At 61.6% G+C, this 24,779-nt stretch carries 23 protein-coding genes; 12 read left to right on the forward strand and 11 right to left on the reverse strand.

What is annotated here, in order from left to right; translation table 11 throughout:
- Positions 1-3: 3 nt before the first annotated feature.
- A complete protein-coding gene (locus tag HBH25_RS03095) occupies positions 4-1,176 on the reverse strand; it encodes a PAS domain-containing sensor histidine kinase (RefSeq protein ID WP_168081349.1) in 1,173 nt (390 codons plus the stop codon).
- On the reverse strand, positions 1,177-1,983 hold the full coding sequence (locus HBH25_RS03100) for an alpha/beta fold hydrolase (protein ID WP_168081351.1): 807 nt from the start codon (positions 1,981-1,983) through the stop codon (positions 1,177-1,179).
- 246 nt (positions 1,984-2,229) lie between these two features.
- On the opposite strand from HBH25_RS03100, the gene yghU reads away from it, so the two are divergent.
- A complete protein-coding gene (gene yghU, locus HBH25_RS03105; protein ID WP_168081353.1) occupies positions 2,230-3,072 on the forward strand; it encodes a glutathione-dependent disulfide-bond oxidoreductase in 843 nt (280 codons plus the stop codon).
- 57 nt (positions 3,073-3,129) lie between these two features.
- On the opposite strand, the gene HBH25_RS03110 is transcribed toward yghU, so the two are convergent.
- The 3 genes from HBH25_RS03110 to HBH25_RS03120 form a co-directional block, all read right to left on the reverse strand.
- Positions 3,130-3,903, reverse strand: a complete 774-nt coding sequence (locus tag HBH25_RS03110) for an ABC transporter ATP-binding protein (RefSeq protein WP_168081355.1) — start codon at positions 3,901-3,903, stop codon at positions 3,130-3,132.
- A gap of 103 nt (positions 3,904-4,006) precedes the next feature.
- A complete protein-coding gene (locus tag HBH25_RS03115) occupies positions 4,007-4,609 on the reverse strand; it encodes a hypothetical protein (RefSeq protein ID WP_168081357.1) in 603 nt (200 codons plus the stop codon).
- Positions 4,610-4,688: 79 nt separating this feature from the next.
- A complete protein-coding gene (locus HBH25_RS03120; RefSeq protein WP_168081486.1) occupies positions 4,689-4,976 on the reverse strand; it encodes a DUF2845 domain-containing protein in 288 nt (95 codons plus the stop codon).
- A 147-nt stretch (positions 4,977-5,123) separates the two neighbouring features.
- On the opposite strand from HBH25_RS03120, the gene HBH25_RS03125 reads away from it, so the two are divergent.
- Positions 5,124-6,068 carry a DNA/RNA non-specific endonuclease gene (locus HBH25_RS03125; RefSeq protein ID WP_168081359.1) on the forward strand — a complete coding sequence of 315 codons (945 nt, stop codon included), beginning with the start codon at positions 5,124-5,126 and terminating at the stop codon, positions 6,066-6,068.
- A 31-nt stretch (positions 6,069-6,099) separates the two neighbouring features.
- Here HBH25_RS03125 and HBH25_RS03130 read toward each other — a convergent pair whose 3' ends face one another.
- The 3 genes from HBH25_RS03130 to HBH25_RS03140 all read right to left on the reverse strand — a co-directional run bounded on the left by HBH25_RS03130 (position 6,100) and on the right by HBH25_RS03140 (position 9,730).
- On the reverse strand, positions 6,100-7,245 hold the full coding sequence (locus tag HBH25_RS03130) for an HPP family protein (RefSeq protein ID WP_168081361.1): 1,146 nt from the start codon (positions 7,243-7,245) through the stop codon (positions 6,100-6,102).
- A gap of 107 nt (positions 7,246-7,352) precedes the next feature.
- A complete protein-coding gene (locus HBH25_RS03135) occupies positions 7,353-8,318 on the reverse strand; it encodes a methyltransferase (RefSeq protein WP_420708416.1) in 966 nt (321 codons plus the stop codon).
- Positions 8,315-9,730: an iron-containing redox enzyme family protein gene (locus HBH25_RS03140; protein WP_168081363.1), complete on the reverse strand. Its 1,416-nt coding sequence runs from the start codon at positions 9,728-9,730 to the stop codon at positions 8,315-8,317. Before HBH25_RS03140 ends, HBH25_RS03135 begins: the two co-directional genes overlap by 4 nt.
- 184 nt (positions 9,731-9,914) lie before the next feature.
- Between HBH25_RS03140 and HBH25_RS03145 the strand changes: the two genes are divergently transcribed.
- Positions 9,915-10,346 carry a hypothetical protein gene (locus tag HBH25_RS03145; protein WP_168081365.1) on the forward strand — a complete coding sequence of 144 codons (432 nt, stop codon included), beginning with the start codon at positions 9,915-9,917 and terminating at the stop codon, positions 10,344-10,346.
- A gap of 8 nt (positions 10,347-10,354) precedes the next feature.
- Here the strand turns inward: HBH25_RS03145 and HBH25_RS03150 are convergent, their stop codons facing one another.
- Positions 10,355-11,650: a sigma-54 interaction domain-containing protein gene (locus HBH25_RS03150; protein WP_420708417.1), complete on the reverse strand. Its 1,296-nt coding sequence runs from the start codon at positions 11,648-11,650 to the stop codon at positions 10,355-10,357.
- 188 nt (positions 11,651-11,838) lie between these two features.
- On the opposite strand from HBH25_RS03150, the gene HBH25_RS03155 reads away from it, so the two are divergent.
- The 4 genes from HBH25_RS03155 (at position 11,839) to HBH25_RS03170 (ending at position 16,309) form a co-directional block, all read left to right on the forward strand.
- Positions 11,839-12,726, forward strand: a complete 888-nt coding sequence (locus tag HBH25_RS03155; RefSeq protein ID WP_168081369.1) for an MBL fold metallo-hydrolase — start codon at positions 11,839-11,841, stop codon at positions 12,724-12,726.
- Positions 12,723-13,532: a sulfite exporter TauE/SafE family protein gene (locus tag HBH25_RS03160; RefSeq protein WP_324616848.1), complete on the forward strand. Its 810-nt coding sequence runs from the start codon at positions 12,723-12,725 to the stop codon at positions 13,530-13,532. Before HBH25_RS03155 ends, HBH25_RS03160 begins: the two co-directional genes overlap by 4 nt.
- Before the next feature lie 107 nt (positions 13,533-13,639).
- Positions 13,640-13,912, forward strand: coding sequence for a DUF6555 family protein (locus tag HBH25_RS03165; RefSeq protein WP_168081371.1), 273 nt, complete (start codon positions 13,640-13,642; stop codon positions 13,910-13,912).
- A gap of 159 nt (positions 13,913-14,071) precedes the next feature.
- The gene (locus tag HBH25_RS03170; RefSeq protein WP_168081373.1) at positions 14,072-16,309 is read left to right on the forward strand and encodes a M10 family metallopeptidase C-terminal domain-containing protein; all 2,238 of its coding nucleotides are present in this window, start codon (positions 14,072-14,074) and stop codon (positions 16,307-16,309) included.
- Positions 16,310-16,370: 61 nt separating this feature from the next.
- Here HBH25_RS03170 and HBH25_RS03175 read toward each other — a convergent pair whose 3' ends face one another.
- Complete coding sequence (locus HBH25_RS03175) at positions 16,371-17,849, reverse strand: alginate export family protein (RefSeq protein WP_168081375.1); 1,479 nt, start codon at positions 17,847-17,849, stop codon at positions 16,371-16,373.
- Between the two features lie 298 nt (positions 17,850-18,147).
- Between HBH25_RS03175 and HBH25_RS03180 the strand changes: the two genes are divergently transcribed.
- From HBH25_RS03180 to HBH25_RS03200, 5 genes are all read left to right on the forward strand, one after another.
- Positions 18,148-18,732, forward strand: a complete 585-nt coding sequence (locus tag HBH25_RS03180; protein WP_168081377.1) for a cyclodeaminase/cyclohydrolase family protein — start codon at positions 18,148-18,150, stop codon at positions 18,730-18,732.
- A 127-nt stretch (positions 18,733-18,859) separates the two neighbouring features.
- Entirely contained in the window at positions 18,860-19,402 is a 543-nt protein-coding gene (locus HBH25_RS03185; protein ID WP_168081379.1) for an isochorismatase family protein, read from the forward strand.
- A 4-nt stretch (positions 19,403-19,406) separates the two neighbouring features.
- Complete coding sequence (locus tag HBH25_RS03190) at positions 19,407-20,369, forward strand: GlxA family transcriptional regulator (RefSeq protein WP_168081381.1); 963 nt, start codon at positions 19,407-19,409, stop codon at positions 20,367-20,369.
- 127 nt (positions 20,370-20,496) lie between these two features.
- Positions 20,497-21,918 (forward strand): sugar porter family MFS transporter, encoded by a 1,422-nt coding sequence (locus HBH25_RS03195; RefSeq protein WP_168081383.1) that lies wholly within the window; start codon positions 20,497-20,499, stop codon positions 21,916-21,918.
- Positions 21,919-22,096: 178 nt separating this feature from the next.
- Entirely contained in the window at positions 22,097-23,128 is a 1,032-nt protein-coding gene (locus HBH25_RS03200; RefSeq protein WP_168081385.1) for a GGDEF domain-containing protein, read from the forward strand.
- A gap of 800 nt (positions 23,129-23,928) precedes the next feature.
- Here the strand turns inward: HBH25_RS03200 and HBH25_RS03205 are convergent.
- The gene (locus tag HBH25_RS03205) at positions 23,929-24,777 is read right to left on the reverse strand and encodes a flagellin domain-containing protein (protein WP_168081387.1); all 849 of its coding nucleotides are present in this window, start codon (positions 24,775-24,777) and stop codon (positions 23,929-23,931) included.
- Positions 24,778-24,779: the final 2 nt, after the last annotated feature.

Raw genomic sequence — 24,779 nt, forward strand, 5'->3', positions numbered from 1 at the left:
GGCTCAAGCGTCTCGCTTCGCTGGCCAGCGGGCCAGAAACGTTGTGCCTGCGTCAAGGGTAGACGCCATCTGGATGTCGCCCTCGTGAGCCCTGACGATTTCGCGCACGATGAACAAGCCCAGCCCTACGCTGCGTGCATCGCCACCCTTGATGCCACGGGACATGGCCTCGAACAGGGACCCGTGCAGGGCTTCGGGGATGGGGGCGCCCCAGTTGTGGACCGAGAGGCGCAGGTCAGTGTTCGTAACAGCCGTACGCACCGTGATAAGGCCTTCAGGTATCCCGTAGGCCACGCTGTTGGCCACCAGGTTACCGACCAGCTGCCGTATGCGGTCACTGTCGAACAGGCTGGTAGCGTTGCCGTGGGTAACGTGTTCAAACCGGGCACCAGGGAAGGCCACCCGCAGCTCGTCCAGGGAACCGGCCACCACTTGGTGCAGGTCGTTGCTTTCAACGGTCAGGCGAATGCCTTTGCCTACACGGATGAGGGTAAAGTCTAGAAAATCCCGGATCAGCCGGTCTGCTCGCCCCGCTGCTTGGGTAATGAGCTGTGCCAGCGCATGCCGCCGCGCCTGCCCTGGCGAGCGCCTCAGCAAGTCGCCGGCCATAAGAATGGCGCTGAGCGGGGTCTTCAGGTCATGGCTGGCGATGGCGACCATCTGCTCGGCGAATTCGGCGCGGTCCTGAGCCCGCTCATAGGCTGCCTGCAGCTCGCTTTGTGCATCGCGCAGGGCCGCTTCCACCGCCGTTCTGGCCTGCAAGGCGTCTTCGGCCAGTTTACGGGCGTGAAGTATTTCACGCTCGTACCGGTCGCGGTCAGCCAGTTCGAACAGGGCCAAGTGGTGGAAGTACTCACCTTCGGTCTCGCGGCGCACGCCGTTGAGCAGCACCACCACTCGGCTTCCATGGCGTGTCAGCATTTCCAGCTTCACCTCACGGGCCGAGCCTTGCATGCGCATCAGGGGTAGCCAGTGGGTCTGGTGAAACATTTTGCCACCCACCGTCAGCAGGTCTTGGAAGCGGCGGCCGAGCAGCGCCGGTTCGTCATAACCCAACCAAGTGCAGAAGGTCTTATTGGCACGTACCACTTCACCGTTGTCACGGGTGAGTATCAACCCACACGCGGCGGACTCGAACAGCACGTCTTCGGTGATGTGTTCAGCGAGCACGGCCATTTACAGGAGAGACCTTGCGCGCAGGAAGGTATCCATGGCCTGTGCACAGGCCGGTGCAGCACTCAGGTGAGGGCAATGGCCCACATTGTCGATCAGGCACAACGTACTGTTAGGCATTACGCGGTGCAGGTAGTCCCCCACCGGCGGCGGGGCGATAATGTCTTCGGCTGATTGCAAGATCAACGTAGGTGTTGCCAACCCTTGTACGTCAGCGCGGTTGTCGGACAGGAACGTCACGCGGGCAAACTGCTTGGCAATGTCAGGGTCGGTGCGACAAAAGGCATCGGTCAGCTCTTCGCTCAGGGCCGGTTGGCCGGGCGCACCCATGATCACCGGGGCCATGCTGCGGGACCAACCCAGGTAGTTGCTATCAAGGGTCTCGAACAATGCTTCAATGTCAGCCATGTCGAAGCCCCCCTGGTAGTCGCCCTCATTGAGGTAACAGGGTGAGGGACCGACCATGACGTGCCCGGCGATCTGGCCAGGGGCTGCACGGTCTGCCAATACACCGATCATGGCGCTGACCGAATGCCCTACCGTGACGACCGGGCCACGCCCGTACTGGGCGATCAGTGCGTTAAGGTCTGCGGCGTAGCCGCCCAGGGTGCTGTAGCGTGCCGGGTCGTAGGCGCAAAGGTCTGAGCCGCCCGCACCCATCAGGTCGTAGGTCACCACGCGGCAGCGGCCCGTAAATGAAGGCGCCAGCTGGCGCCACATGCTCTGGTCGCAGCCAAAGCCATGGGAAAAAACAAAGGTTACAGGCCCTTCGCCCTCCACCAGGACATTGTGCCGACGTTCGAGAGTCATGCTGGCTCCTTTGGGAAGACCCGAGTGTGAGGTGTAGCGTAGCGCGGCACAATACGAAGCGGTGAAACGACGCGGAAAAAAACATCAGTAAAGGCGGTGATCACTCACACCTGGCGGCGCCTTACACGCCGCTACCCGAGGCTGTACCTTTTGTGAAATTCTCGCCTGGGCGCAACGAGCGTAGAACGAACGGGCCGGTAGCGCGGCCTAAACCCTCACCGTTCACCTATTGCCGGAGATGATTGCATGAGCGACAGCCCCTACGTCCCACCCAAGGTCTGGACCCCTGAGGCCCCGTCCGGTGGCCACTTTGCTAGTATCAATCGCCCGGTTGCCGGCCCTACCCATGACAAGGTTTTGCCCAAAGGCCGGCACCCGTTTCAGCTCTACTCCCTGGCCACGCCCAACGGTGTAAAGGTCTCGGTGCTGCTTGAGGAATTGCTGGCTTTGGGCCACACCGGCGCGGAATACGACGCCTGGCCGATCCGCATTTCCGAGGGTGATCAGTTTTCCAGCGGTTTTGTGGACGTAAACCCCAACTCTAAGATTCCAGCCCTGATGGACTACAGCGGCGACACGCCCATTCGCCTGTTCGAGTCCGGTTCGATCCTGTTGCACCTGGCAGAGAAATTCGGGGCCTTTTTGCCCACGGACACCGCCAGCCGGGCCGAGACGCTGAACTGGTTGTTCTGGCAGATGGGCGCCGCGCCCTACCTGGGCGGCGGGTTCGGCCACTTCTACGCCTACGCGCCAGAAAAACTGCAGTACCCCATTGACCGTTTCACCATGGAAGCCAAGCGTCAACTGGATGTGTTGAACCGCTGCCTGGCTGAGCGGCCCTACCTGGCCGGTGACACCTACACCATTGCCGACATTGCCGTGTGGCCCTGGTACGGCGAACTGGTGCGCGGCAACCTGTATTCGGCGGCTGAGTTCCTGGCGGTGCATGAGTACACCCATGTGGTGCGCTGGGCCAACGAGATCGCCGAACGCCCAGCGGTCAAGCGCGGGCGGCGTGTGAACCGCCTGTGGGGTGACGAGCGCGAGCAACAGGCAGAGCGGCATACGGCCACTGACCTGGATCGGTAGCTGTCGTTAGGTAAGGCTTCAGCTTGTTCCCTGGCTTCGCCAGGTCCGACACAGGTTTCAGGCGTGCCAGCAGCGATACCAACCGTCCTGCTGGCTCACCCGCAGCTCGACCTGGTACAGGTCAGACAACCGCTCGCTCGTCAGCACCTCGGCCTTGTCGCCATCTGCCACAATGCGCCCCTTATCTAGCAGCACCACCCGCTCGATCTCTGGAATGATTTCATCCAGGTGGTGGGTGGTGATAATCATGGCGTGCTCCGGCCCGCAGAACCGCCGCAGCAGGTTGAGCATGGCCAGGCTAGCGCCCATGTCCAGGCCATTGGCAGGCTCGTCAAGGATCAGCGCCTTGGGCTGATGCACCAGGGCTCGGGCCAGCAGCAAACGACGGCGTTGGCCGGTAGACAAGCGTTGGAACATGGTGTGCTCATGCCCTGTCATTTCCACCTGGCTCAGCAGCGCCAGCGCTTCGCTACGCTGCGCCTCAGTGGGCTGCAAGTGCCCGTGGGCGCCAATGGCACCAAAGAAGCCCGACGTGACAACGTCCAGGGCAAGGGTTTGCGGGGTGTAATCGTCTTGCAGGTCCTGGGAAACGAAGCCCAGCTTGCTGCGGTGCTCCCAGAGGTTCACGTGCTGCTTGCCGAACAGTTTCAGGTGGCTACCCTCACGGTCCAGCGGATACAGCTCGCGGGTAATCAGTTTGAGCAAGGTGCTCTTGCCAGCGCCATTGGGGCCAAGAATGGCCACCTTTTCCCCAGCGCCAATGTGCAGGGAAAAGCCCTCCAGCACTCGGGTCTGCTGCTGGAAGGCGGTGACGTTATGAAAATCGATCATCGGGTGCATGTCACTTGAGGCTATGGAGGGCTTTGACCTTAGGGGCACAGCGGGTCGTTGTTCAAGTAAAGAATGGGCCCAGGTATTCGAACCACCCCCAGTGCTACATGGGCGGCACCAGCCCATCCTTGCCCACCATCACCGACTGGGCCACTGCACTGCCTTGGTCATCGGGTGCAGCGGTGACGATAATATGAGCGCCTGCCTTGAGCGCTGTGGCGTCGGCAGGGTCAATACGGACGATGGGTACCCCGTCTGGCACCACCACGGTTTTCTCGCCTTCCGGGTAGCTCACCGTTAGGCGCTGACCATCGGCTACTTTCAGCGTGCCCACCGTGCCGTTGGTCATGGTCGCCTTGTTGCCATCTGCCCCTTCCCAAGGCCGATGGCCGGCCCCGCTCCCACGCAGGGCGGGGGCGAATACATGGACTTCCAGGGCCTTGAGCGTACCGTCCGGCTGTGCCACCGCCGCCGTGCCTATGTAGCTGTCCGGGGCAATGTCCTTGGGTGAGGCAATGGCTACGCTGCGCCATGCGGTTTTTGGCGTCAGCGCGATATTCAATGGCTGGCCTGTGGTGGTGGTCATTTCCACATGGTGGGCATCGAAGGTCGTCAGCGTTCCGCGTACCCGCTCCGTCATGCCTGGCGGTGCATCGGCCAGGGTGGCGGTCGAAACCAGCAGTGCAAGCAAAGGGATCAGGCGCATAGGGGTTCTCAGGCGGCAGGCGGGGTTGGCTACACTGTAGCTGCCAGCGGTTGGAACGCCCAGCGCAGCGACAGCCGGGTCAACCACGGTCGCCCGTAATGCTCACCAGTTCATCGCCTTCGAATTTCAGGTAATGGTACATCCCTGAGTCGGGGCCATAGGTCCAGCGTTCGGTGGGCAGCTCTACCCACCTGCCGTAGCCGGCCTTGATACGGACGGCGCCAGTCGCCGCACGGCTTGCCGGCTCGCCGCATTTGCGCAGTACCTCAGCCATGCCGTCATGCACGGAAATCAGGGCGCTGTTGCACCGCAGGGTGTCGTCGGCTTGAGCCAAGGTGGCCGCCGTGAGCATCAGGCAGCCGGTCATGTAGGCAATGGTGTTCAAAGGGCACCCTGGTATCGATGGTCAAGCGGCCATATTACCTGCTTGCAGCCACGGCTCCCAGACGATGCCATCAGGCTGTAATACGCCTGTGCTGGAGTAGTCCATCGCCCCGCTCAAGAGGAACGGCTCGTGGCCGACCGCTCACCGCCTACCCTGCTCGATTACCGCCCCCGCCTGGCCGACCTTCGCCCGCTGCGCGGCCAAGCCCTCCCTACCACGTTGCAAGGTGCCCGCGCCGAACCTAGGGTCACGCCGGCCTCAGACCTGCAGGGGCGAACGGGCTACGACGAAGGATTTCTAGGTGGCTTCCAAGTGCCTTGGCCGACGGTCAGCGAGGCACTGGCCACCGCGGTATATGGGCTAGGCAACGGCGAAACGCGCCTGGACTACACGCATTTTTCGGTCACCATGAGCACCCGCCGCATTGCGTTGTGCGTGGGGGTTAACATCGATGGCAATGCTCATGTGGAGGTGCCGCGAACGCGGGATACCTGGGCCTACGATGGCCGCTTGCCCGTGAGTGCCCAGGCCGGTGATGAACTGTACGCGGGCAATGGCCTGGACCGCGGCCACCTGGTGCGCCGACAGGACCCAAACTGGGGCGATGATGCCCAGGTCGCCAACCGGGATACCTTCCACTTCACCAATTGCTCGCCACAGATGAGCGCGTTCAATCAGAAAACATGGCTTGAACTGGAAGACTACATCCTGGACAACACCCAGCGCTGGAAGGCGCGAGCCTCCGTGTTTTCGGGGCCCGTGCTGAGGGACAGCGACCGGGTGTACCGGGGTGTGAAAATTCCTCAGGCGTTCTGGAAGGTGGTGGCGTACCTGGGCGACGACGGCAAGCCGTCGGCCAGTGCCTACCTCATCGACCAACGCCGTGAGCTAGAGGACCTGGACCTGGTATTCGGCCCCGTGCGCACGTACCGGTGCAGTGTGGCCAGCCTTGAGGCCTTGACCGGCCTGCGGTTCGGCTCGCTGGCTAACTACGACGCCTTCAGCAATGAGGAGCGAGCGACCGGCACCCGCATCCAGGCCTTGGTTACAGGGCCGGAAAGCCTGCGGCTCTAGGGCCCTGCACACAGCCAGTGACAGCACTGGCTCAAGCGCGAACCGCCGTGTACAGCGCACGCACCAGGTCGGATTGGGTAATGATCCCGACCAGGCGCTGCGATTCGTCGATGATAGGAATGTGCCGGTGGCCGTTCTTAGAGAACACAGGTACCAGGTCGATCAGCAGGCGATCGTAGCTAGCGACCCGTACGGTGCGTGTCATGATCTGGCCCACCTGCCGAACCTGCACGGGCTGAGGACGAACCAGCGCACGCAGGCGCTGGCCCAAGCCTTCGTGCACCTCCAGGTCGATCTGGCGCATGAAGTCAGCCACGGTCACGATTCCAAGCACGTGCTGGCGGCTATCCACCACCGGAAGCGCTTTGATGCGATGCTTGCGTACTACCGCCCAGGCCTCCGCCAGCGTCATGTCCACCCGCGCGGTCAAAGGCGTAGCCGACATGACATCCGCGCACCGCACATGGCCCAACGTGCGCTGATAGGTCATGGACTCGACCTGCTCAAGCAAGGTTTGCAGGTCATCGGTGCTGATATCCAGCAGCTCGTTATGCCGAGCCAGCACGGCATCAAGGTCGGCACGGTGCAAACGTGTGGTCTCGCTGATGGCAGCTGGGCGAGGCACATGGGGCCATGAACGCCCCGTCAAGTTGTTGTAGAGCAACCCGCTGCCCACTAGCAGCAGGGAGTCCAATAGCACTGGGCTTATCGCAAAGGAAAAACGGTCGCAGCCCATCAACACCATCAACAGGGCCGACGCACCGCCGGGGGGATGCAAGCAGCGAAAGGCAAACATCACACCCATGGCTAACCCTACCGCCAACCCAGCGGCCAGTGAGGCATCGGGTATGCACTTGAAACAGGCGATGCCTACTAGGGCCGACAGGGTATTGCCGCCCACCACTGACCAAGGTTGTGCTAAAGGGCTGGACGGTACGGCAAACACCAGCACCGCGCTGGCACCCAACGGGGCCACCAGCGCCAAGGATAATAGGCTGTGCTGGTGAGCCAGCAGGCCCTCAACCCAGGCCGCCGCCAGTAGCGCCACCACCAGCGTGCCCAAGGTTGCGCCCAGGCTAGCTCGGCATTTTTCACGCAGGCTAATGGGTTGGCGGGAGGGCCAGAAAGCGCTTATAGCGCCGATGATGCGACGGTAGAAGGAAGAACGGACAGGCATGTAGGAGGCAGTACGATTAAGAGCAGGGCGGTAAGTGTACGGCGTATGGCGGAGGGTGTGCCGGCCGTTTCACAGTGTGCGTGCCGTGAACCCTCCTCCCTCGCCATTCAGGCGGCGTTGACGGTGAGCAGGACCACCGCGATGCGTTCAGCCGTGGCGTAGCCTTCCAGCTCCAAATCTTCGCCAAACACGTCCGGGTCTAGTTCTTCGTATTGCCACCTGCCGTTGAAACCCTGAAGCACCTCACGGGCGCCGGCCAGGAAAGGGTCCTCGCCATCTACGATAGCGACGCCGGTGTAAAGCAGCAGCGTGCCCCCGCTCGACAGCCGTGGAACAGCTTCAGCCAGTATTCTCAATGATAAGGCGCTGCCCAGCCCGCTTCCGCCGTCCCGATAGGCACGGCCTTTTGGGTCCTGCATATAGGGTGGGTTGGCAGTAATCAGGTCGAACATCCCCTCCACTTCACGCAGCACGTTGCTCTCGACAGCCTGAAGGTTGGTTGCACCAGCCAGGGCGGCATTCAGGGCGGTGATGCGCAATGCTTTGGGGTTGATGTCCGTGCCCCACACCTGGGCCTGGGGGCAGGCTCTAGCCACTACCAAGGCCCCTGCGCCGCTGCCGCAGCCAATGTCTACTGCGCGACGAGGCGTCTGTGCGTGGCTTGAGAGGTGCGCCTGAATGCAGCGGGCGAATCGGTAAGTGTCTGGGCCGAAAAAGACAGCGTCTGGGGCGTCCGTGGGATAGCCGGAGTGGAACAGCCGATCATTTCCTAGGCTGGAGCAGCGCCATTGGCTGCGGTAAGCACCAGGTGCATCTTCAGTAACAGCGCCTTCATCGACCAAAGCGTTCAGCAATTGAGGCGGTAACAGGCCTGCCTTGAAAGGACGGTTCCAACCAAAGGCACCGCGCAAGTCCTGCGCCATACCCGGCAGGCGGTCAAGGTTGCGCTGGTGAGTCAATGGTGTGGGGGTAATAAAATGATAGTGCTGCTCGGCCAGGTAGGCGCCGAGCGCGGCCAAGGCCGAACCTGACTGTGCTTGGGGCAGCGCCTGGAAGGTTTCAACCATGGTCATCGCGCAATCCCCGGCTCACCTGCCATTTCTCTCACAAACAGGCGCGTCGCGTAGAGGCCTGCTGGCGTGGCGTGATGCTGCGGTGCCAGGAACGGCAGCAAACGTTCGAGCCTCGGTGTTGGGCCCGGCTGTGCCAGTGCGGCCTGTACCTCGGCCCGCTCTTCTACACTGGGGCCGCCGGCCTGGGCCAGTGACGTGGCCAAAGGGTGCTGCCGGAACTTGAGCCGGAAGGGGTTATCGGCACCTCGCCGCTGCGCGGTTTCCGACGTGTAGCCATCGGCAATCCAGTCTGCAATCAATTGCTTTTCATAGCCGCTGAACACACCAAACATCGCAGCGCCTGGCCCTTCGATCAGTTGCCAGAACCGGCTTTCGGCTGGGTCTGCCTTACGCTTGATCCAGCCTTTACGCTCCAGCGCACCCAAAAAGGCGCGAATACCGTCCGGCTCCGCCAGCCACTGGTTCACGGTACGGCCTTCGATCTTGCAATAATCGGAGTGCATATGCTGGGCAAAGGCTTGCTTGCGCTCAAGCATCGCCACCAGTTCTTCTTCAAGGTCGAACGCTGCAATGGTAGATGCCGTACCGCTACCCAGTTCGTTGAGCTGGTAGCCTGCGCGTACCCTTTGCATGAAGCGTTCACGGTCCATGACCGGCAACAGCTCGTATACGCTTTGCGCGGCTTTCTGGGCATGGCCCGTGCTGGCATTGTCGATGGTCACATGAAGCGTGAAGTAGTAAGGGTCGATGCCCAGCTCATTAAGCTCGAACGAAGTGATCAGCAGGTGCAGGGGCAGTTGCTCATAGCCCAGATTGAAGCCGATGATTTCTGGAATCAGGTCCTTTCCCAACGCACCCAGTGCCAGCTGGATGGCCCCCTGAACGTAATAGCTGTCTTCCAGGTCGCCCTGTGGCTCGCATTCCAGGTCTGCGATCAGCTTGCGGTACAACACCACGTGGTTCTGGGCTGGCTCGCCGTCCCCCAGTTCTTCCAGGTAAGTACGGATCAACCCGTGGTAACGGCCGTCCGCCCAGTGCCCCAGCGTGCCATACAACCAGGCACCATCCACCAGCTTGGTGGGGGCTACCGAGCGCAGAAAGAACAGGGCATGGGACCGGTTGCTGAAGAACCGCCGAGGTGCGCCCTCGTGGCGGCCCTTGAGATACGCCGCATACTGCTCTGCGACTTCAGCGGCGTTCTGCGCTACCCACTGCTCTAGCTGGTCCACCTGTTCGGGCATCCCACCAGGCACCTGAGCGGCCTCTTCCAGCCGTTCATTAAGGTACTCCCGGGCGGCGCCAAGGGTGTCAGCGTCGGGCCGGTACATCAGCGCCTGGTAAAGGTCCCGGGCCGGTGTGGTGACAGGTACAAGCTGGGCGCTCGAGCGCGCAAGGTTTTGCAAGGCAGTCATAGAGCAACTCGAAGACGTTTTATAGTGTCAAGTTCGAGCCCCGCTGGCGCTACAAATTCCTTTGGTGTGCGCCATCACAGATGAATGGATGCAGCGGGTACACCTTCGCCTGCGCCAGGCTGACCCTCCAAGCACCGCATTCTGCTAAGGTAGCAGGCTTTGAATACGACCCTTCGGAGGCCTCTTGGCTGCGCTCGAAACTCCTACTGCCGACCTTTTTGACGTAGACAAGCGCTTGTCGCTCAAGCCTGTGGCTGATTTCAACGTATACCTGCGCAACGCCTTTGGAGAAGGCGCCTGCGCCTGTATTCGTTGCAAGGACAGTGGCGGCTTCGATGCCGGCTATACCCAGCCACATACCTTCGTGTTCGGCGGCGCTCAGGTACACCGCCGCTTTGCGTCAACCAGCGCAAGTGATGTGTTGTTGGCACTCAAGAAAGCGTGGCTGTCCTACACCAAGGGCGAACTGCCCTCCACCGGGGAACTGGACGTCAATGCGGTTCAGGGATTCGTCGAGCCCGGGCTGCATGACCGCCTGGTGCCTCTGCTGGTGGCCAGTGGGCTGGTGACCTCGCGGGACGGTGTGCTGCTGCTGAACACGCCGGTGGAGTTCTGACCTGGCCTTCACAAGCCCATGTGTTTCAAACGTCGGTATAAGGTTCTCTCACTCAGCCCCACATGAGCGGCCAGCGCTTTGCGCGAGCCGTTGAAGCTGGCCAGCGCCAGGCGTAGGGCCTCTCGGTCGTTGTGCTGCGCCGATACCGGAGGCGGCGTAAAATCGGCGGGCAGGTCACGTCGGCGTATCACGCCATCGCTGGCCAGCAACTGCGCCCGCTCCAATACATTGCGCAGTTCCCGGATATTGCCTGGGTAGGGGTAAGCGCACAGCCAGGCCATGGCGTCTGGCGCCACCTGCCAATGCTTGCCTTGGGCACTGCGGCGCAACAGGCTTTCAATCAGCAGCGGGAGGTCTTCTACCCGCTCTCGCAGTGCTGGCAGCCGTAAGGTGAAGGCATTGATCCGATAATAGAGGTCCTGCCTGAAGGTGCCAGCATTGACCATCTCGCCCAGCGGCCGGTGGGTGGCCGCTACCAGGCGAAAATCCGAATGCAGGGTACGTACCCCGCCTACCGGTCGAAAGCTGCCGGATTCGATCAGCCGCAGCAGCTTGGCTTGGGTAGCCAGAGGCACCTCGGCAATTTCATCCAGGAACAGCGTGCCTCCATGGGCAGACTCCGCCAGCCCTGCCTTGCGCTGGTTGGCGCCGGTGAAGGCCCCCTTCTCATGGCCAAACAGCTCGCTCTCAAACAAGGTTTCGCTCAAGCCGGTGCAGTCGACCACCACCAGCGGGCCATGGGCTCTGGGGCTGGCCGCATGCAGGGCGCGGGCAAACAGCTCTTTGCCAGTGCCTGATTCCCCCTGCAGCAATACGGGTATCTGTGAAGGTGCTGCCCGTTCCAGGTCAGCCAGTGCCTGCTGGAAGCGGGGCGCTCGCCCTACCAGCCCTCGGCCACTGGGTTGAGCGGAGGCTACAGCCAAGGAGCGCAGGCGCTCTACATACCCCAGTACCTCGCCCTGCGGGCTTAGCAATGGACGCAGTTCCACATCTACATGCTCTGGCCCGCGGGGCGTGTGGTGAACATGAAGCACGCGCTCGGGCAGCCCGGTGTCCCGCGCTTTGCGCATGGGGCATTGCTCACCCGCGCGGTCGCAGGGCACGCTGTAACCATGGGACACCTGGTGGCAGGTCTGGCCGATCGGTGCCGTGCCCCGTTCACCGAACTGCCGCCGGTAGGCGCTATTGGCGGCGATGATACGGTAGTCCGGCGCCAGCACAATGGCTGGCTGGGGGTCATGCTCAAGGTAAGCACCCAAGGCAAGCGGATCGAAAGTGGCCAATAGGGGGTCCGTGTGTGCCAACGTGTGTAGGGATATACTGCCACTGCCTGCCAAACACTGCCACCGACTGCCATTTAATGGCAGTGCCGATGGGTAAGTTCGGGTGATCTCAAGGGATTGCAAGGGTTCAAGATCGTATGGAGTGCTGGCACGGATCTTGACAGTCCCATGCGTCTGCTACTGCCTTTCAGCAGCGCCGGAGTGTTGTAATGAATGACCTGACTACCGCTGTCTACCGTGTCGAACCCTTCTTCGACCCTGCTACCTCAACCTTGAGTTACCTGTTGTTCGATCCGGCCACCTCAGTGTGCGCGCTGATCGATGCCGTGCTTGACTACGATGCCCCTACGGCCACCACCTCTACCCGCAGCGCGGACCAGATGATCGCCCGGGTACGCGAGCTGAATGCGCGAGTGGACTGGATACTGGAAACCCATGTACACGCCGACCACTTGTCCGCCGCCACCTACCTCAAGCAAGCTGTGGGCGGGCAGATAGGCATTGGCGCATCCATCACGGCCATGCAGGCAACCTTCAGCCCGTGGTTTGGCGAGCCGGGCGACGAGGCCTTCGATCGGCTGTTTACCGATGGCGAAACCTTCGCCGTCGGGGCGATACCGGTGCAGGTGATCGCCACACCAGGGCACACCGCGGGCTGTGTGAGCTACCTGGTCGGGGCCCCGGACGCCCCGGCGGTATTTGTAGGCGACACCCTGTTCAGCCCGGACCATGGCACAGCCCGGTGCGATTTTCCCGGCGGCGATGCCCAGGCCCTCTATCAGTCCATTCAACGCCTGCTGTGCCTGCCCGAACAGACGCACGTGCTGCTGTGCCATGACTACCGGCCTGGCGGTCGCGAACTCGTATGGCGCACCACGGTGGCAGAGCAGCGAGCCAACAATGTTCAGGTGCATACGGGCGTGACCGAGGCGCAGTTCGTAAGCCGGCGCCGGGCACGCGATCGCCAGCTGACCATGCCGGCGTTGATGCTGCCGGCGGTTCAGGTCAACCTGCGCGCGGGCCAGCTGCCCCCCGCCGATGCCCAGGGTGTGCACTACCTGCGTATCCCGTTGAATCAACTCAAGGGCCCGCAGTGAACCCGGATCTGCTGACGCCTTTGAGTGGGGTGTTGGGCGCTGCTGCGGGCCTGATGCTGGGGCTGACTGGCGCGGGGGGCGGCGTACTGGCCTTACCCCTGTTAGTGCTAGGGCTGGGGCTGAGCATTCCCAGTGCCGCGCCCATTGCGTTGCTTGCCATCGGCTTGTCCTCGGCCATCGGTGCCCTGCTAGGGCTGCGTCAAGGGATCGTGCGCTACCGGGCCGCCGGGCTGATCGGCGCGTGCGGCATCGTGACCGCGCCCCTGGGCGTATGGCTCAGCCACAGGCTACCGGCTGTACCTCTGGCGGTGTGCTTTGCCGCTGTACAGGCCTGGGTGAGTGTCCGGTTGTGGCGCGGCGCGGGCAGCGTCCCCAGGTTCCAGTCACCCTGCCCTTGCCGGCTGGATGCCAGCAGCGGTCGCCTGCACTGGACACCCTCTTGCGCCAAGGCGCTGGCCAGTACGGGTGCGCTGGCGGGGCTGTTGTCCGGGTTGCTGGGGGTAGGCGGGGGTTTTGTCATCGTCCCCGCCCTAAAACGCTACACCGACCTTCAGATGAACAGTTTGGTAGCCACCTCTTTGGCAGTCATTTCACTGGTAGCGCTTGTAACCGGTGGCGCGAACCTGGCCGCCGGGCTTGCCAATGCGGAGGTTGCCCTACCCTTTGCAGGGGGCGCTGCCACAGGGCTGGTCATAGGCCGCTTGCTTGCCCCCTACCTGGGCGGGGTAGTGCTGCAAAAGGCCTTTGCCATAATGGGCCTGTTAGCGGCGTTTGCGCTGCTGGTACGCAGCCATGTGCTGGGCTGAAAAGGCCGTATATCGGAGCGGCAAACACCGTTTAGTAAATCCGATGGAATTTTGCGCGCCTTTGAATGCTCCGTTATGTCGGTAATGATTAACGGGATCGATTGCACATGCCTAGCCCTACGCTTTTCGTCATCGACTACTGCCTTCACGGTGTAGCCAAAAACTTTGTAATTCGCCTCGACCGCATGGACAACGCCGAAGCCTGGCATTGGGCAAGTTGTGATGCAGGGGTGGGCCATATCCCCCGCCACCGTCACGACAAGATCAAACGCACGTCCAAACCCATGGCCGAAAAATTCGGCATTACGGATGTGCGCTGGCGTGCTGCAGGCATGCAACCACCTCAGGAAGCGCCGATGGCTGACCGCGCTGCAGGCTAACGCTTGAGCCGCGGCCACAGTTAGCAAAAGGCGGTACGCAAACCTCGGCTTGTTTCCAAGCCGGGGTTTTTGCTGTTCCTCTTTCCTCATGACCTGCAGCTTGCTGAGGGGTGAGCTATCGTTATAGCCCCTACCTTTCTCTTGTGCTCAGGACCTGCCATGCCTTTCATCTACGAAGCCCGTGACTATGGAGCTGTGGGCGATGGCTCCACTGACGACACTCAGGCCATTCAAGCGGCTATCGATGCCGCCGCGCAGACAGGCGGTCAGGTTCATCTGGCCCAAGGCACCTACCTGATCACAGGGGACAGCTCCCAAGGTTCCAGCCCCGGCCTGCTGCTCAAGAGCGGTGTCACCTTGGAAGGCGACAGTACTGAAGCCACTCACCTTAAGTTGGCCGATGGCTGGAATCGCCCGCTGACCGGCCTGGTCGCCAGTGGCTATAACGCCCATGACATCGGCCTCAAGAACCTTACCCTTCATGGTAACCGGGAGCACAACACCGGACGTGTGGAGGGTTTCTCGACCGGCGCCGGCCCCTGGGACACTACCACCACAACCGGGGTCACCGTCAGCGGTGTGGCGTTTGTGAGTTTCAGCGGCAATGGTTTAAATGCTCAGCACGGCACCCTTGGGTTGAGCGTGACGGACAGCAGCGCCACCGACAATGGCCTGGATGGCTTTTTTGCAGACCTGGTGGCCAGCCAGCCCTATGTAGACAGCGGCGGTTTTGTAGACAACACCAGCGAAGGCAATGGCCGCAATGGGTTCACGGTGTTGCTGAACAACTACCGTACTGCGCTGGCAGACAACGACGCCCTGGAAAATGGCGGGCGTGGCATTCTGGTTCAGGGCCAGCACGTGGAAAGCCTTGATCAGCGTGTCACCCTCACCGGCGGTGAGGTTGCCGGCAATGGCGACGCAGGTATTGAACTCAAACTCACTGACATCAACCGGGTGAGCGATGTTCAGGTCCATGACAATGGGGCGGCGGGCATAGCCATTGTAGGCAGCAGCGCCAATACCATCAGCGGTAATGCGCTCTACAACAATGCTACCCAGCGCGGGAATGCCGAGGTAGTGATTCAGTCGTCAGATGATGCAGATGTCACAACCGTAGATGCGGCAACGGGCTCTGACATCTATAGCAACATCATCAGCGGCGGCCATGCATCCTATGCCGTCGCCGAACGCAACGAAGACCTTACTGCATTCAATACGGCCCATGATAATTACCTCAGCGGGCTTGGTACTGCGCCCTTCCTGCTGTATGGCACCGACAGTACCAGCTGGCGCAACGAAAGCCACCTGACCCAAGCAGGTACGGCGCGTAACGACGTGCTGGCAGCGACCTACCCTTCTGATACTTTCATATACGGCCTGGAGGGCAACGATCGCCTGCTGGGCGGGCCGTATGCTGACACCCTGGAAGGCGGCTATGGCAGCGACCGCTTGACGGGCGGTGCGGGCGAAGACACCTTCCGCTATACGCAACCTTCGGACAGCGTGCGTGGTGCCAGCGACCTGATCCTGGATTTCACCCTGGGCCAAGACAAGCTGGATGTATCCAGCCTGGGCTATACCGGGCTTGGCAGCGGCCACCAGGGCACGCTGCTGTTGAGTTACAGCGAGCGCTTGGACCGGTCCTACCTGCAGAGCCTGGATGCCGACAGCGAGGGTAACTATTTTCAGATCGCGCTGGCCGGTCATATCACCGGGTTGCAAGCCAGCCATTTTATTCCGGGGAGTGCCCCCACACCTGCGCCTTCGGCCAGCACATCTTTCAACGAAGCACCCCTTAGCTTTGAAGACTTTGAAATCGATACCCCTACCCCGGGGAACGATACCCTGATCGGGTATTTTTCAAACGATCAGCTGGACGGGTTGGCCGGTGACGACACGCTGCGCGGGGCTGCGGGCAATGACACCCTTGCCGGTGGTGCCGGGCGTGACACCTTGGACGGCGGCAGCGGCGATGACCGTCTGCTGGGAGGTGCAGGCGACGATGTGCTTGCTGGCAGCGGCGGAGATGATCGATTGGCAGGGGGCACCGGCCTGGATGTGTTGACGGGAGGCTCTGGCAAAGACACTTTTGTCTTCACCCGTACCACTGACAGCCTGCGTGGCCATAGCGATGTGATCACCGACTTCGACGCTGGCCGTGATCAGCTGGACGTCTCCGTGCTGGGCTACACAGGGCTGGGCAACGGTCAGCAGCACACCCTGAAGCTGAGCTACAACGCGGCCAGCGACCGCACCTACGTGAAGGACTTCACACTGGGCCCGGACGGTAGCCGTTTTGAAGTGACACTGGCGGGAAATCATAACGACCTCACTGATGAGGCTTTCGTGTGGGCCTCGCCCGCCCACGAACTGACGTTGCTGGGCGTTGCGTAGGCCTTTGCGCGAAGGCCGCCAACGCCTGCAGCGCGAGCACAGCAGGCGGGCTCTCTAAGCGTCAATACCGCCAGATCACATCTACAAACGCCCGATGCATATAGCTGTCCACCTGGCTACCGTAGGCATCGCCCGGCTTGAATACGCCGCCACGCAGGCGTACCAGGGCTGAAGGCTCATCGATGGACTGGCTCAACGAGGCAGGCAGCAGCCCCTGCTTGAAATAGCGGGTGACCACCAGGTCCACTTCCTGGCCCAGGTCTTTTTCACCATCACGTAACGGCAGGCTGCTGGCCGATGTCAGATCGCCTGCGTCGTCATACTGGTTGTCATAGGCTGCCACACCGCGGCTGGTGATCCCTTTATCCCCGTCCACCCGCCAGAAGCGGTGGTAGATCAGGCTAGCGTCGTAGTCTTCCTGCATGGTCAGGGAACCAAACAGCGTGGCGGCCTGAAGGTTGGTGGCATCGCCTCGGAAGGCTTCGCCGAAGCGATGTACCCGGGAGTTGATACCGGTAAAGGTGGAGCGGTTGCTTTGCAGGCCATTCTGCTCGTAGTCGCCACTGGCACGTGCGTAGGCACCGCCCACTTGCCAGCTAGGGTCCAGGCGCAAACGCAGGCCCAGGTCAGTGGCCCAACCGTTTACATCATCGTGGGTAGAAGCCTGGCCTGGCAGGCTGCCGTTTCTGTCCAGGCGGTTGACCTTGTCCCTGTTACCTTCCAAGCCTGTCAGGCTGGCCCAGTAATTCCACGTGTTGGTGTTGCGGCGCGCGTTGTAAGCGTCGCTGCTGGCTTCGATGCCAAACCAGCTAAGGTCGCCATTTTCGGTCTTGTCCAGCGGGTCCTGGGCCTGGCCCACCTGTGGGTAGTCCAAGCGGCCATTGTCGCGGGTATGGTGCGCCCTCACCCCTATCCATTGGCCGGGGTTCCACTGCCACGAGGCATCGGCAAACAGGTGGAGGCGGTCCTTGTCGGTGGGCGACAGCGCGTTCAGGTCAGTGCGGTAATCGCTGAAGCGTTGCGCGGTCCCCAGGTTGGCCTTCAGTAGCGTGGTGTCGAAGGTCCACGCCAGGGCCTCGATATTGGTGTCGCGCCACTGACCATCATCGTTGCGCAAGCGCTGGCGGCCAAACTTCAACTGTTCGCCTGGGTAGGGGGTAAGCCCTCGGTAACCCACCCAGAACTCCCGCAGCGCCAGGTAGCTTTTCTTGGGCTCACGGTCGCTGTTGCTGGCTTGGGCTTGGGCGCTGGTGTCCTGCTGAAGCGTATCGGTTTCCACGATATCCGTGGCCATAACGGCTTGCCCCATGGCATAGGCGCTCCAGGCACCGCGCTGGGCATAGGCCCAGGGGCGGACATCCAGGCCCAGGCCGTTCACGTCACCGTGGGCTGCCGTACCCAGGTCGCGGTCACCCTCCGACTGCGCTGTGGCTTTCAGTTCCAGGCCGAACTGGGTGCCGTCCAGTTCCGCTGCCGCCAGTGGCAGGCACCCCAGCACTGAACACCCGAGGCCGACGCTGGCTGTGACCCATTGCTTCATATCTATCTTCACCCCTGGTCTAGGCTTTGTACGGAAGGTGGCTGCGCTTGGCCATGCTGTGTCAAAAGCCAGCTCGGAATGCTCATTTACAACCAGTAAACCCGAGTGCGGGCCCAGTCCGCTTCCTCGCTGGCTTTTTCCTTGCCTGCGCGGCCCGGCCTGGCCTTCGCTCGCCGACCTTTCGTACAAACCCTTGTCTTTATTTGTCGCCCGATACCCCTCAGGCTGAGCGGCGGCGATAATAGCCCTCGGCCACTTTGGTGGATAGCCGGTTGTATCAATAAAGGAGCTCTTTTTTATGAGTGGCGATACCGTATGGGCCTGGCCCCTGGCGCGCTTTCGTGATGCGCTGGCGGGGCTTGAACCCGTGCCCAGCTGTGGTGCCACTGCGGCGGTGTGCGGTGACCTGGGCCTTGCACTGGTGGCCATGGCCTTGGGCAAAAGCCACGAGCGCCAGGGCACACCTCAAACGCGCGCCTTGCTGGACGATGCTCAGCGCAGGCTTCCTCAGCTAGCGGCTCATGCCGATCAGGACATGCGTGCGTTTGGCCGCTTTATCCAGGCGTTGCCCCATACGTCTGCGCAGTGCCCGGACCGCCAACAGGCGGTGCGCCGCATGACCGAAGGCGCGTGCCAGGCGGCGGAGGATGCCCAGCAGGCCCTGGAGTTGGCGGTGGCCGCCCTGCCCCATGTGGCCGCAGGCCTGCAATGTGATGTCCGTGCAGGCGGGCTGATACTGCACGCCAGTGTGCAAGCCCTGCTGCTTAACGTGGCTGAGGACCTGCCTTTGCTTAAGGACGCGGCCTTGTGCGAGGTGATCAGGGCGCAGCATGGGGCGTTGTCCCAGCGCGCGGCTGTAGCCGTGGGGGCCCTTTGCCCTTGAGCGGGAGCTGCCGGTTAAAGATGTCCGAATCGGTCCGCATTGGGTCCGGTGCGGGCCTCTGACGTGTGGGCACAGTCCCTACACTGACAGCGCTTGGCCCCGTTACCAGACCCTCTAAGGAACTACCATGACCCGCAGCGCTTTGCTTGTTATCGATGCTCAGGAATCTTTTCGCTATGCGCCATACTGGTCTGAAACTGACCTGCCCCACTACCTTGAACGCCAACAGGCCCTGATCGATGGTGCGGTGGCGAAAGGCATACCGGTGATCCAGATTTTCCATAACGCGGCCCAAGGGCCATTTTCCCCGGAGTCAGGGCACGTAAGGGCGCTGGAAGCCTTGAACATCAGCCCTGCCGTTACGTTCCACAAACATTACCACAGTGCCTTGGCCGGTACGGGGTTGGGGGCCTGGCTTGCCCGACACGGCGTCAGCCGCCTGCTGATCAGCGGTATTCGTACCGAGCAATGCTGTGAGACCACCGCCCGTCATGGGTCAGACAGCGGGTTCGAAGTGGACTACGTCAGTGAAGCAACCCTCACCTTCCCCATGACTCACGCACGCAGCGGGCGCGCCTACACCCCTGCGCAAATAAAGGAACGTACCGAGCTAGTGCTGGAGGGCCGGTTCGCACGCATCGTAACCGTGGCTCAGGCGCTGGAGGGCTGACACGTTGAGCATTCCTGTGCTGTTCGTGCTGCTGCCCAATGTGCTGATGCTGGACCTTGCCGGGCCGGCAGAAGTATTGCGCCTGGCTTCCCAAGCCGCCGACGGCCCGGTGTTCGACTTGCAGTACGTGTGCCCTGTGCCTGAGGTGCGCACGTCGATCGGGCTACCTTTAAGTAACCTTGCTCCGCTGCCGGAAACCCTCGCGCCCGACACAATGGTTGTGTTGCTAGGCGCCAGTGCGGCGTGTGACAGCGGCCTACGCCATGAAGCTGAACAGGCTGACGCGGCTGTGATCGCTTGGCTGCAGCGCACCGTAGCGCCTGCAGGGGTACGGCTGACCTGTATCTGTGCGGGCGCCATGAACGCGGCGCGCGCCGGGCTGCTCAATGGGCGCCAATGCACGACGCATCATTCGCTGTGTGACACCTTGCAGAGGCTGGCGCCCAACGCCAAGGTGCTGGAGGACAGGTTGTATGTGATCGATGGGCCTGTGAGCACCAGCGCAGGCATCACGGCAGGCATTGACCTGATGCTGCAGGTATTGACCACGTACGCCGGCCCGCAACTGGCCTGCGCCGTTGCCCGCAACATGGTGGTGTACCTGCGGCGTGCGGGTGCAGACCCGCAACTGTCGCCCTGGCTCTCGGGGCGCAACCACCTGCACCCTGCCCTTCATCGTGTCCAGGATGCACTGGCCGCTCACCCTGCCGATGACTGGTCCTTGGAGCGTATGGCTACCTTGGCTTGTACCAGCAGCCGTCACCTTGCGCGCTTGTTTCAAACCTACACCGGCGCCAGTGCCCTGGACCACTTGCATCGGCTACGGGTCGCCTTGGCCAAGCAACTGATCACACACTCCTCGCAAGGGCTGGAAACCATTGCCCAGCAGGCGGGTTTTGGTTCGGCCAGGCAACTGCGACGCGTGTGGGCCCGATACGACCCGGTGCCTCCTTCCGGCTACCGCTGACGCACCCGCAGCGGCCACCTGCCTGCGGGCACCGCCCGCCCCATGGAACTACCGCCGTAGACACCACCCTAATGCCCCACGATCTGCCAGCACAGCGCTGGTCTACGCTTGAGGATGGTGCATTTTCATGGTTTCAAACACCCTTACGCCCGCTGCGGGGCAACACGCGGAGCAACGTGCCAGTGCAGGCAGGTTGATCTTCATTTCAGTGCTGGTGGCCACCATGGGCGCCCTTGCGTTCGGGTACGACACCGGGATCATTGCAGGGGCATTGCCGTTCATGACCCTGCCCATCGACCAAGGGGGGCTGGGGCTGAACCCGGTCACCGAAGGCTTGGTGACGGCAGCCCTCATCATCGGTGCAGCGGTAGGTTCTCTGGCCAGCGGTTACTGTTCCGACCGGTTCGGTCGGCGGCTGACCCTTCGCTTGCTGTCCGTGCTGTTTATTGCAGGCGCCTTGGGCACTGCCCTGGCCCCAAACATCAACCTTATGATTGCCGCTCGGTTCGTCTTGGGCGTCGCTGTCGGCGGCGGGTCGGCTACCGTGCCGGTGTTCATTGCTGAAATCGCCGGGCCGTCTCGGCGCGCGCGGTTGGTCAGCCGTAACGAGCTGATGATCGTCAGCGGCCAGCTGCTGGCGTATGTGCTCAGCGCCGTAATGGCGGCCGTGCTGCACACCCCTGGTATTTGGCGTTACATGCTGGCCATTGCCATGGTGCCTGGCGTGCTGCTGTTGATTGGTACGTTCTTCGTACCCGCCTCGCCGCGCTGGCTGGCGTCCAAGGGCCGCTTTGACGAGGCCAAGGACGTCTTGCAGCAATTGCGCGACACGCCTGAGGCAGCCCAGCGTGAAATCGACGAAATGAAAGCCCAGGACGAGCAAGCACGTCACCGCCCCAAAGCGCGCGAGCTATTGCGCCAGCGCTGGGTGATCAAACTGTTGTTTATCGGCATTGGCCTTGGCTTCACTGCGCAGCTGACGGGCGTGAATGCCTTTATGTATTACACGCCTATCATTTTGAAGAACACCGGTATGGGCACCAATGCTGCGCTGACCGCCACCATCGGTAACGGTGTGGTGTCTGTGATTGCAACGCTGCTCGGGATCTGGGCGATTGGCCGCTACGGCCGTCGTCATTTGCTGATGACCGGTTTGGTGGTGGTGATCCTGATGCAGGCGGCCCTAGGGTGCGTGCTCCAGTTCATGCCTCAAAACCTGACTCAGAGCTACACGGCCCTGGCGTGCATTCTGGTGTTTCTGCTGTTCATGCAAATGTGCATTTCGCCCGTGTACTGGCTGCTGATGTCCGAGCTGTTCCCCGTACAGGTACGAGGCCTGCTGACCGGGACGGCGGTGTCGTTGCAATGGCTGTTCAACGCATCGGTGGCGTTTACGTTCCCGCTGGCGATTTCAGCGCTGGGCAACCCTACGTTCTTTGTATTTGCAGCCATCAACATCGGCTCGCTGATCTTTGTGTTCTTCTGCCTTCCGGAAACCAAAGGGAAGTCGCTTGAACAGATCGAAAAACATATGAAGCGAGAACTGTAGCACTCCTTACGGTGCGCGCCGGCGAACAGCCGGTGCGCAATCGCTCTTAATCCTGTTGTTCACGCCCAGGTTTTACACCGCAAAGGTGACGAATGCCCGGTGGGTTACCGTCAAGCTCCCTCTTTTTCTGCCGATAGACCATACGCAGCTCTTTGCATATTTCCAGCGAGAACTTTGGATGGACACCCTATCACCCAGTGACCGCGCCTACGTGCTGCAGCATGCTACGACGCAGTTCTGGATGCATATCGTCCCGATTGTAAGAATGGCGTTTGCCATTCACGGGGCCCTGTTTCTGCTATTTCTAGCCCTTGGTGTGACCCCCTTACTGATTGGTAATGGGCTGAGCCTGGTGAGCTATGTGCTATCCCTGAGATTCATCGGGCAAAAGCGCTTTGAACTCGCAGGCTTTTTGATCAGCCTGGAGATCATTGCCCATGCGGCACTTGCCACCTGGGTGCTGGGTTGGGAAAGCAACTTCTATTTTTACCTGTTCTGTATCGTTCCGCTGCTGACCTTCAGTTTCCAGGGCGCGCCCGTCAGGCGCCTTTCCCTGAGTTTTTCCATTCTGGTCGTCGCGGTGGGCGGCTTCGCGCTTCGTGACCACATCGGCAGTACCTATGGCATCAGCCCAGGGATGCTGAATGCGTTTGGCATCATCAATACGTTTATAGCCATCTGCCTGCTCCTTCAGGCCACGGCCTTGCTGGTAGGGTACGCACTGTCCATGCAAATGCTGCAATTTCATAGCGCGAACCGGGACAGCTTGACCAACCTGTACACGCGACGGCGCATTCTTCAGCAGGTACGGCAATTGCCCTCATCTGTTCCGGTATCCCTCATGTTGTTGGACATAGATCATTTCAAGCAGATCAACGACAAATACGGGCACGACGAAGGTGATTTGGTATTGAAATGGGTGGCTCAGGTGATCACCGACAGCGTTCGGGACACCGACATGGCGGCGCGTTGGGGTGGAGAGGAATTTCTATTGCTCATGGTGGATACCCCCGCTGTTGATGCCCGCCACGTGGCCGAACGTATTCGTCAGCAGCTGCAGGACACCGCCGTGCGCCACAAGGTGACAGCGACCCTGAGCATCGCCCAGCTTCAACCAGGAGAAGCGTTCAGCGAGGGGTTCAACCGAGCCGACCGCGCCTTGTACGCCGGCAAGCGCGAAGGCCGGGACCGCGTGGTCATGGCTGGCTAGTTCACGGATAGCCGCGACACAACAGCGGTCTGTTCCCGGTCTCCGCCTTCGGCTCCAACTGGTCCCACAGCAACCAAAACTAGCGCAGATACCCCTGTGGGAGTTCGCGAAGCGGACGAACCTGGGCAGCCGCTACACCGCAGCGGCCTGTTCCCGGTCTTCGCCTTCGGCTACACCCGGTCCCACAGCAACCACGACTTGCCTGGACCCCCTGTAGGAGTTCGCGAAGCGGACGAACCTGGGCAGCCGCTACACCGCAGCGGCCTGTTCCCGGTCTTCGCCTTCGGCTACACCCGGTCCCACAGCAACCACGACTTGCCTGGACCCCCTGTAGGAGTTCGCGAAGCGGACGAACCTGGGCAGCCGCTACACCGCAGCGGCCTGTTCCCGGTCTTCGCCTTCGGCTACACCCGGTCCCACAGCAACCACGACTTGCCTGGACCCCCTGTAGGAGTTCGCGCAGCGGACGAACCTGAATAGCCGCTACACCGCAGCGACCCGTTCCCGGTCTGCGCCTTCGGCTACACCCGGTCCCACAGCAACCACGACTGGCGCAAATCCCCCTGTGGGAGTTCGCGAAGCGGACGAACCAGGCCAGCCACTGTACCGTAGCGACCCGTTCCCGGTCTGCGCCTTCGGCTACACCCGGTCCCACAGCAACCATGGCTTGCGCCCCCCCTCTGTAGGAGTTCGCGTAGCGGACGAACCACCCGGCTCCACAGCGAGCAATTCTGGGCATGGCCTACAACGCAAAAAGGGTACGCCGTGGCGTACCCTTTTCGTTTCCAGCCGAGTCGATCTTACTGAAGCAGCTTCAGTACAGACGACGGGATCTGGTTGGCCTGGGACAGGATCGCGGTGGAAGCCTGTTGCAGGGTTTGCTGCTTGGTCAGCTCAGCGGTTTCAGCGGCGAAGTCCACGTCCTGGATGGTAGAGCGAGAAGCCGTGGCGTTTTCGATGATGTTGCTGATGTTGCTGATGGTGCTTTCCAGGCGGTTCTGCTTGGCACCCAGGTCGGCACGGGTGTTGTTCACAGAGTTCAGTGCGGCGTCGATGGCGGTGATGGCCGAGTCGATGGCAGTGTGTGCAGCGCTGACGTCCGAACCGGTGATGGCAACCGAGGCAACACCCAGGCCCGAGGCCGAAGCGTCCAGGCTGATGCCCAGGTCGATGTGCTGGTCGGAACCGGTCATGGCGCCTACCTGGAACTGCAGGGCGGAAGCGGAACCGTCCAGCAGCTTCATGCCTGTACCGAAGGTGGTAGAGGTGGAGATACGGGTCAGTTCGTCGCTCATCTGGCCGAATTCGGACTGCAGGGCGGAACGGTCAGCCGAGCTGTTGGAGTCGTTGCGGGACTGAACAGCCAGTTCACGCATACGCTGCAGAATGCTGGTGGTTTCCTGGAGCGCGCCTTCAGCGGTCTGGGCGATCGAGGTGGCGTCGTTGGCGTTCTTGGTGGCGACGGTCAGGCCTTTGATCTGGGTGGTCAGGCGGGTAGCGATCTGCAGGCCAGCAGCGTCGTCTTTGGCGCTGTTGATTTTCAGACCCGAGGACAGGCGAGTCATCGAGGTTGCAGTGGCAGACGAAGCCTTGTTCAGGTTGTTCTGAACGGTCAAGGAAGCGATGTTAGTGTTAACGGTCAACGACATGA

Source organism: Pseudomonas quercus (assembly GCF_012033695.1).
GTDB classification, from domain to species: domain Bacteria; phylum Pseudomonadota; class Gammaproteobacteria; order Pseudomonadales; family Pseudomonadaceae; genus Aquipseudomonas; species Aquipseudomonas quercus.

Coding starts and splice junctions, on each gene's coding strand:
- HBH25_RS03095 (WP_168081349.1), bottom strand. CDS start 1,176: ATGGCCGTGCTCGCTGAACACATCACCGAAGACGTGCTGTTCGAGTCC.
- HBH25_RS03100 (WP_168081351.1), bottom strand. CDS start 1,983: ATGACTCTCGAACGTCGGCACAATGTCCTGGTGGAGGGCGAAGGGCCT.
- yghU (WP_168081353.1), top strand. CDS start 2,230: ATGAGCGACAGCCCCTACGTCCCACCCAAGGTCTGGACCCCTGAGGCC.
- HBH25_RS03110 (WP_168081355.1), bottom strand. CDS start 3,903: ATGATCGATTTTCATAACGTCACCGCCTTCCAGCAGCAGACCCGAGTG.
- HBH25_RS03115 (WP_168081357.1), bottom strand. CDS start 4,609: ATGCGCCTGATCCCTTTGCTTGCACTGCTGGTTTCGACCGCCACCCTG.
- HBH25_RS03120 (WP_168081486.1), bottom strand. CDS start 4,976: ATGACCGGCTGCCTGATGCTCACGGCGGCCACCTTGGCTCAAGCCGAC.
- HBH25_RS03130 (WP_168081361.1), bottom strand. CDS start 7,245: ATGCCTGTCCGTTCTTCCTTCTACCGTCGCATCATCGGCGCTATAAGC.
- HBH25_RS03135 (WP_420708416.1), bottom strand. CDS start 8,318: ATGACCATGGTTGAAACCTTCCAGGCGCTGCCCCAAGCACAGTCAGGT.
- HBH25_RS03140 (WP_168081363.1), bottom strand. CDS start 9,730: ATGACTGCCTTGCAAAACCTTGCGCGCTCGAGCGCCCAGCTTGTACCT.
- HBH25_RS03155 (WP_168081369.1), top strand. CDS start 11,839: ATGAATGACCTGACTACCGCTGTCTACCGTGTCGAACCCTTCTTCGAC.
- HBH25_RS03165 (WP_168081371.1), top strand. CDS start 13,640: ATGCCTAGCCCTACGCTTTTCGTCATCGACTACTGCCTTCACGGTGTA.
- HBH25_RS03170 (WP_168081373.1), top strand. CDS start 14,072: ATGCCTTTCATCTACGAAGCCCGTGACTATGGAGCTGTGGGCGATGGC.
- HBH25_RS03175 (WP_168081375.1), bottom strand. CDS start 17,849: ATGAAGCAATGGGTCACAGCCAGCGTCGGCCTCGGGTGTTCAGTGCTG.
- HBH25_RS03180 (WP_168081377.1), top strand. CDS start 18,148: ATGAGTGGCGATACCGTATGGGCCTGGCCCCTGGCGCGCTTTCGTGAT.
- HBH25_RS03185 (WP_168081379.1), top strand. CDS start 18,860: ATGACCCGCAGCGCTTTGCTTGTTATCGATGCTCAGGAATCTTTTCGC.
- HBH25_RS03195 (WP_168081383.1), top strand. CDS start 20,497: ATGGTTTCAAACACCCTTACGCCCGCTGCGGGGCAACACGCGGAGCAA.
- HBH25_RS03200 (WP_168081385.1), top strand. CDS start 22,097: ATGGACACCCTATCACCCAGTGACCGCGCCTACGTGCTGCAGCATGCT.
- HBH25_RS03205 (WP_168081387.1), bottom strand. CDS start 24,777: ATGTCGTTGACCGTTAACACTAACATCGCTTCCTTGACCGTTCAGAAC.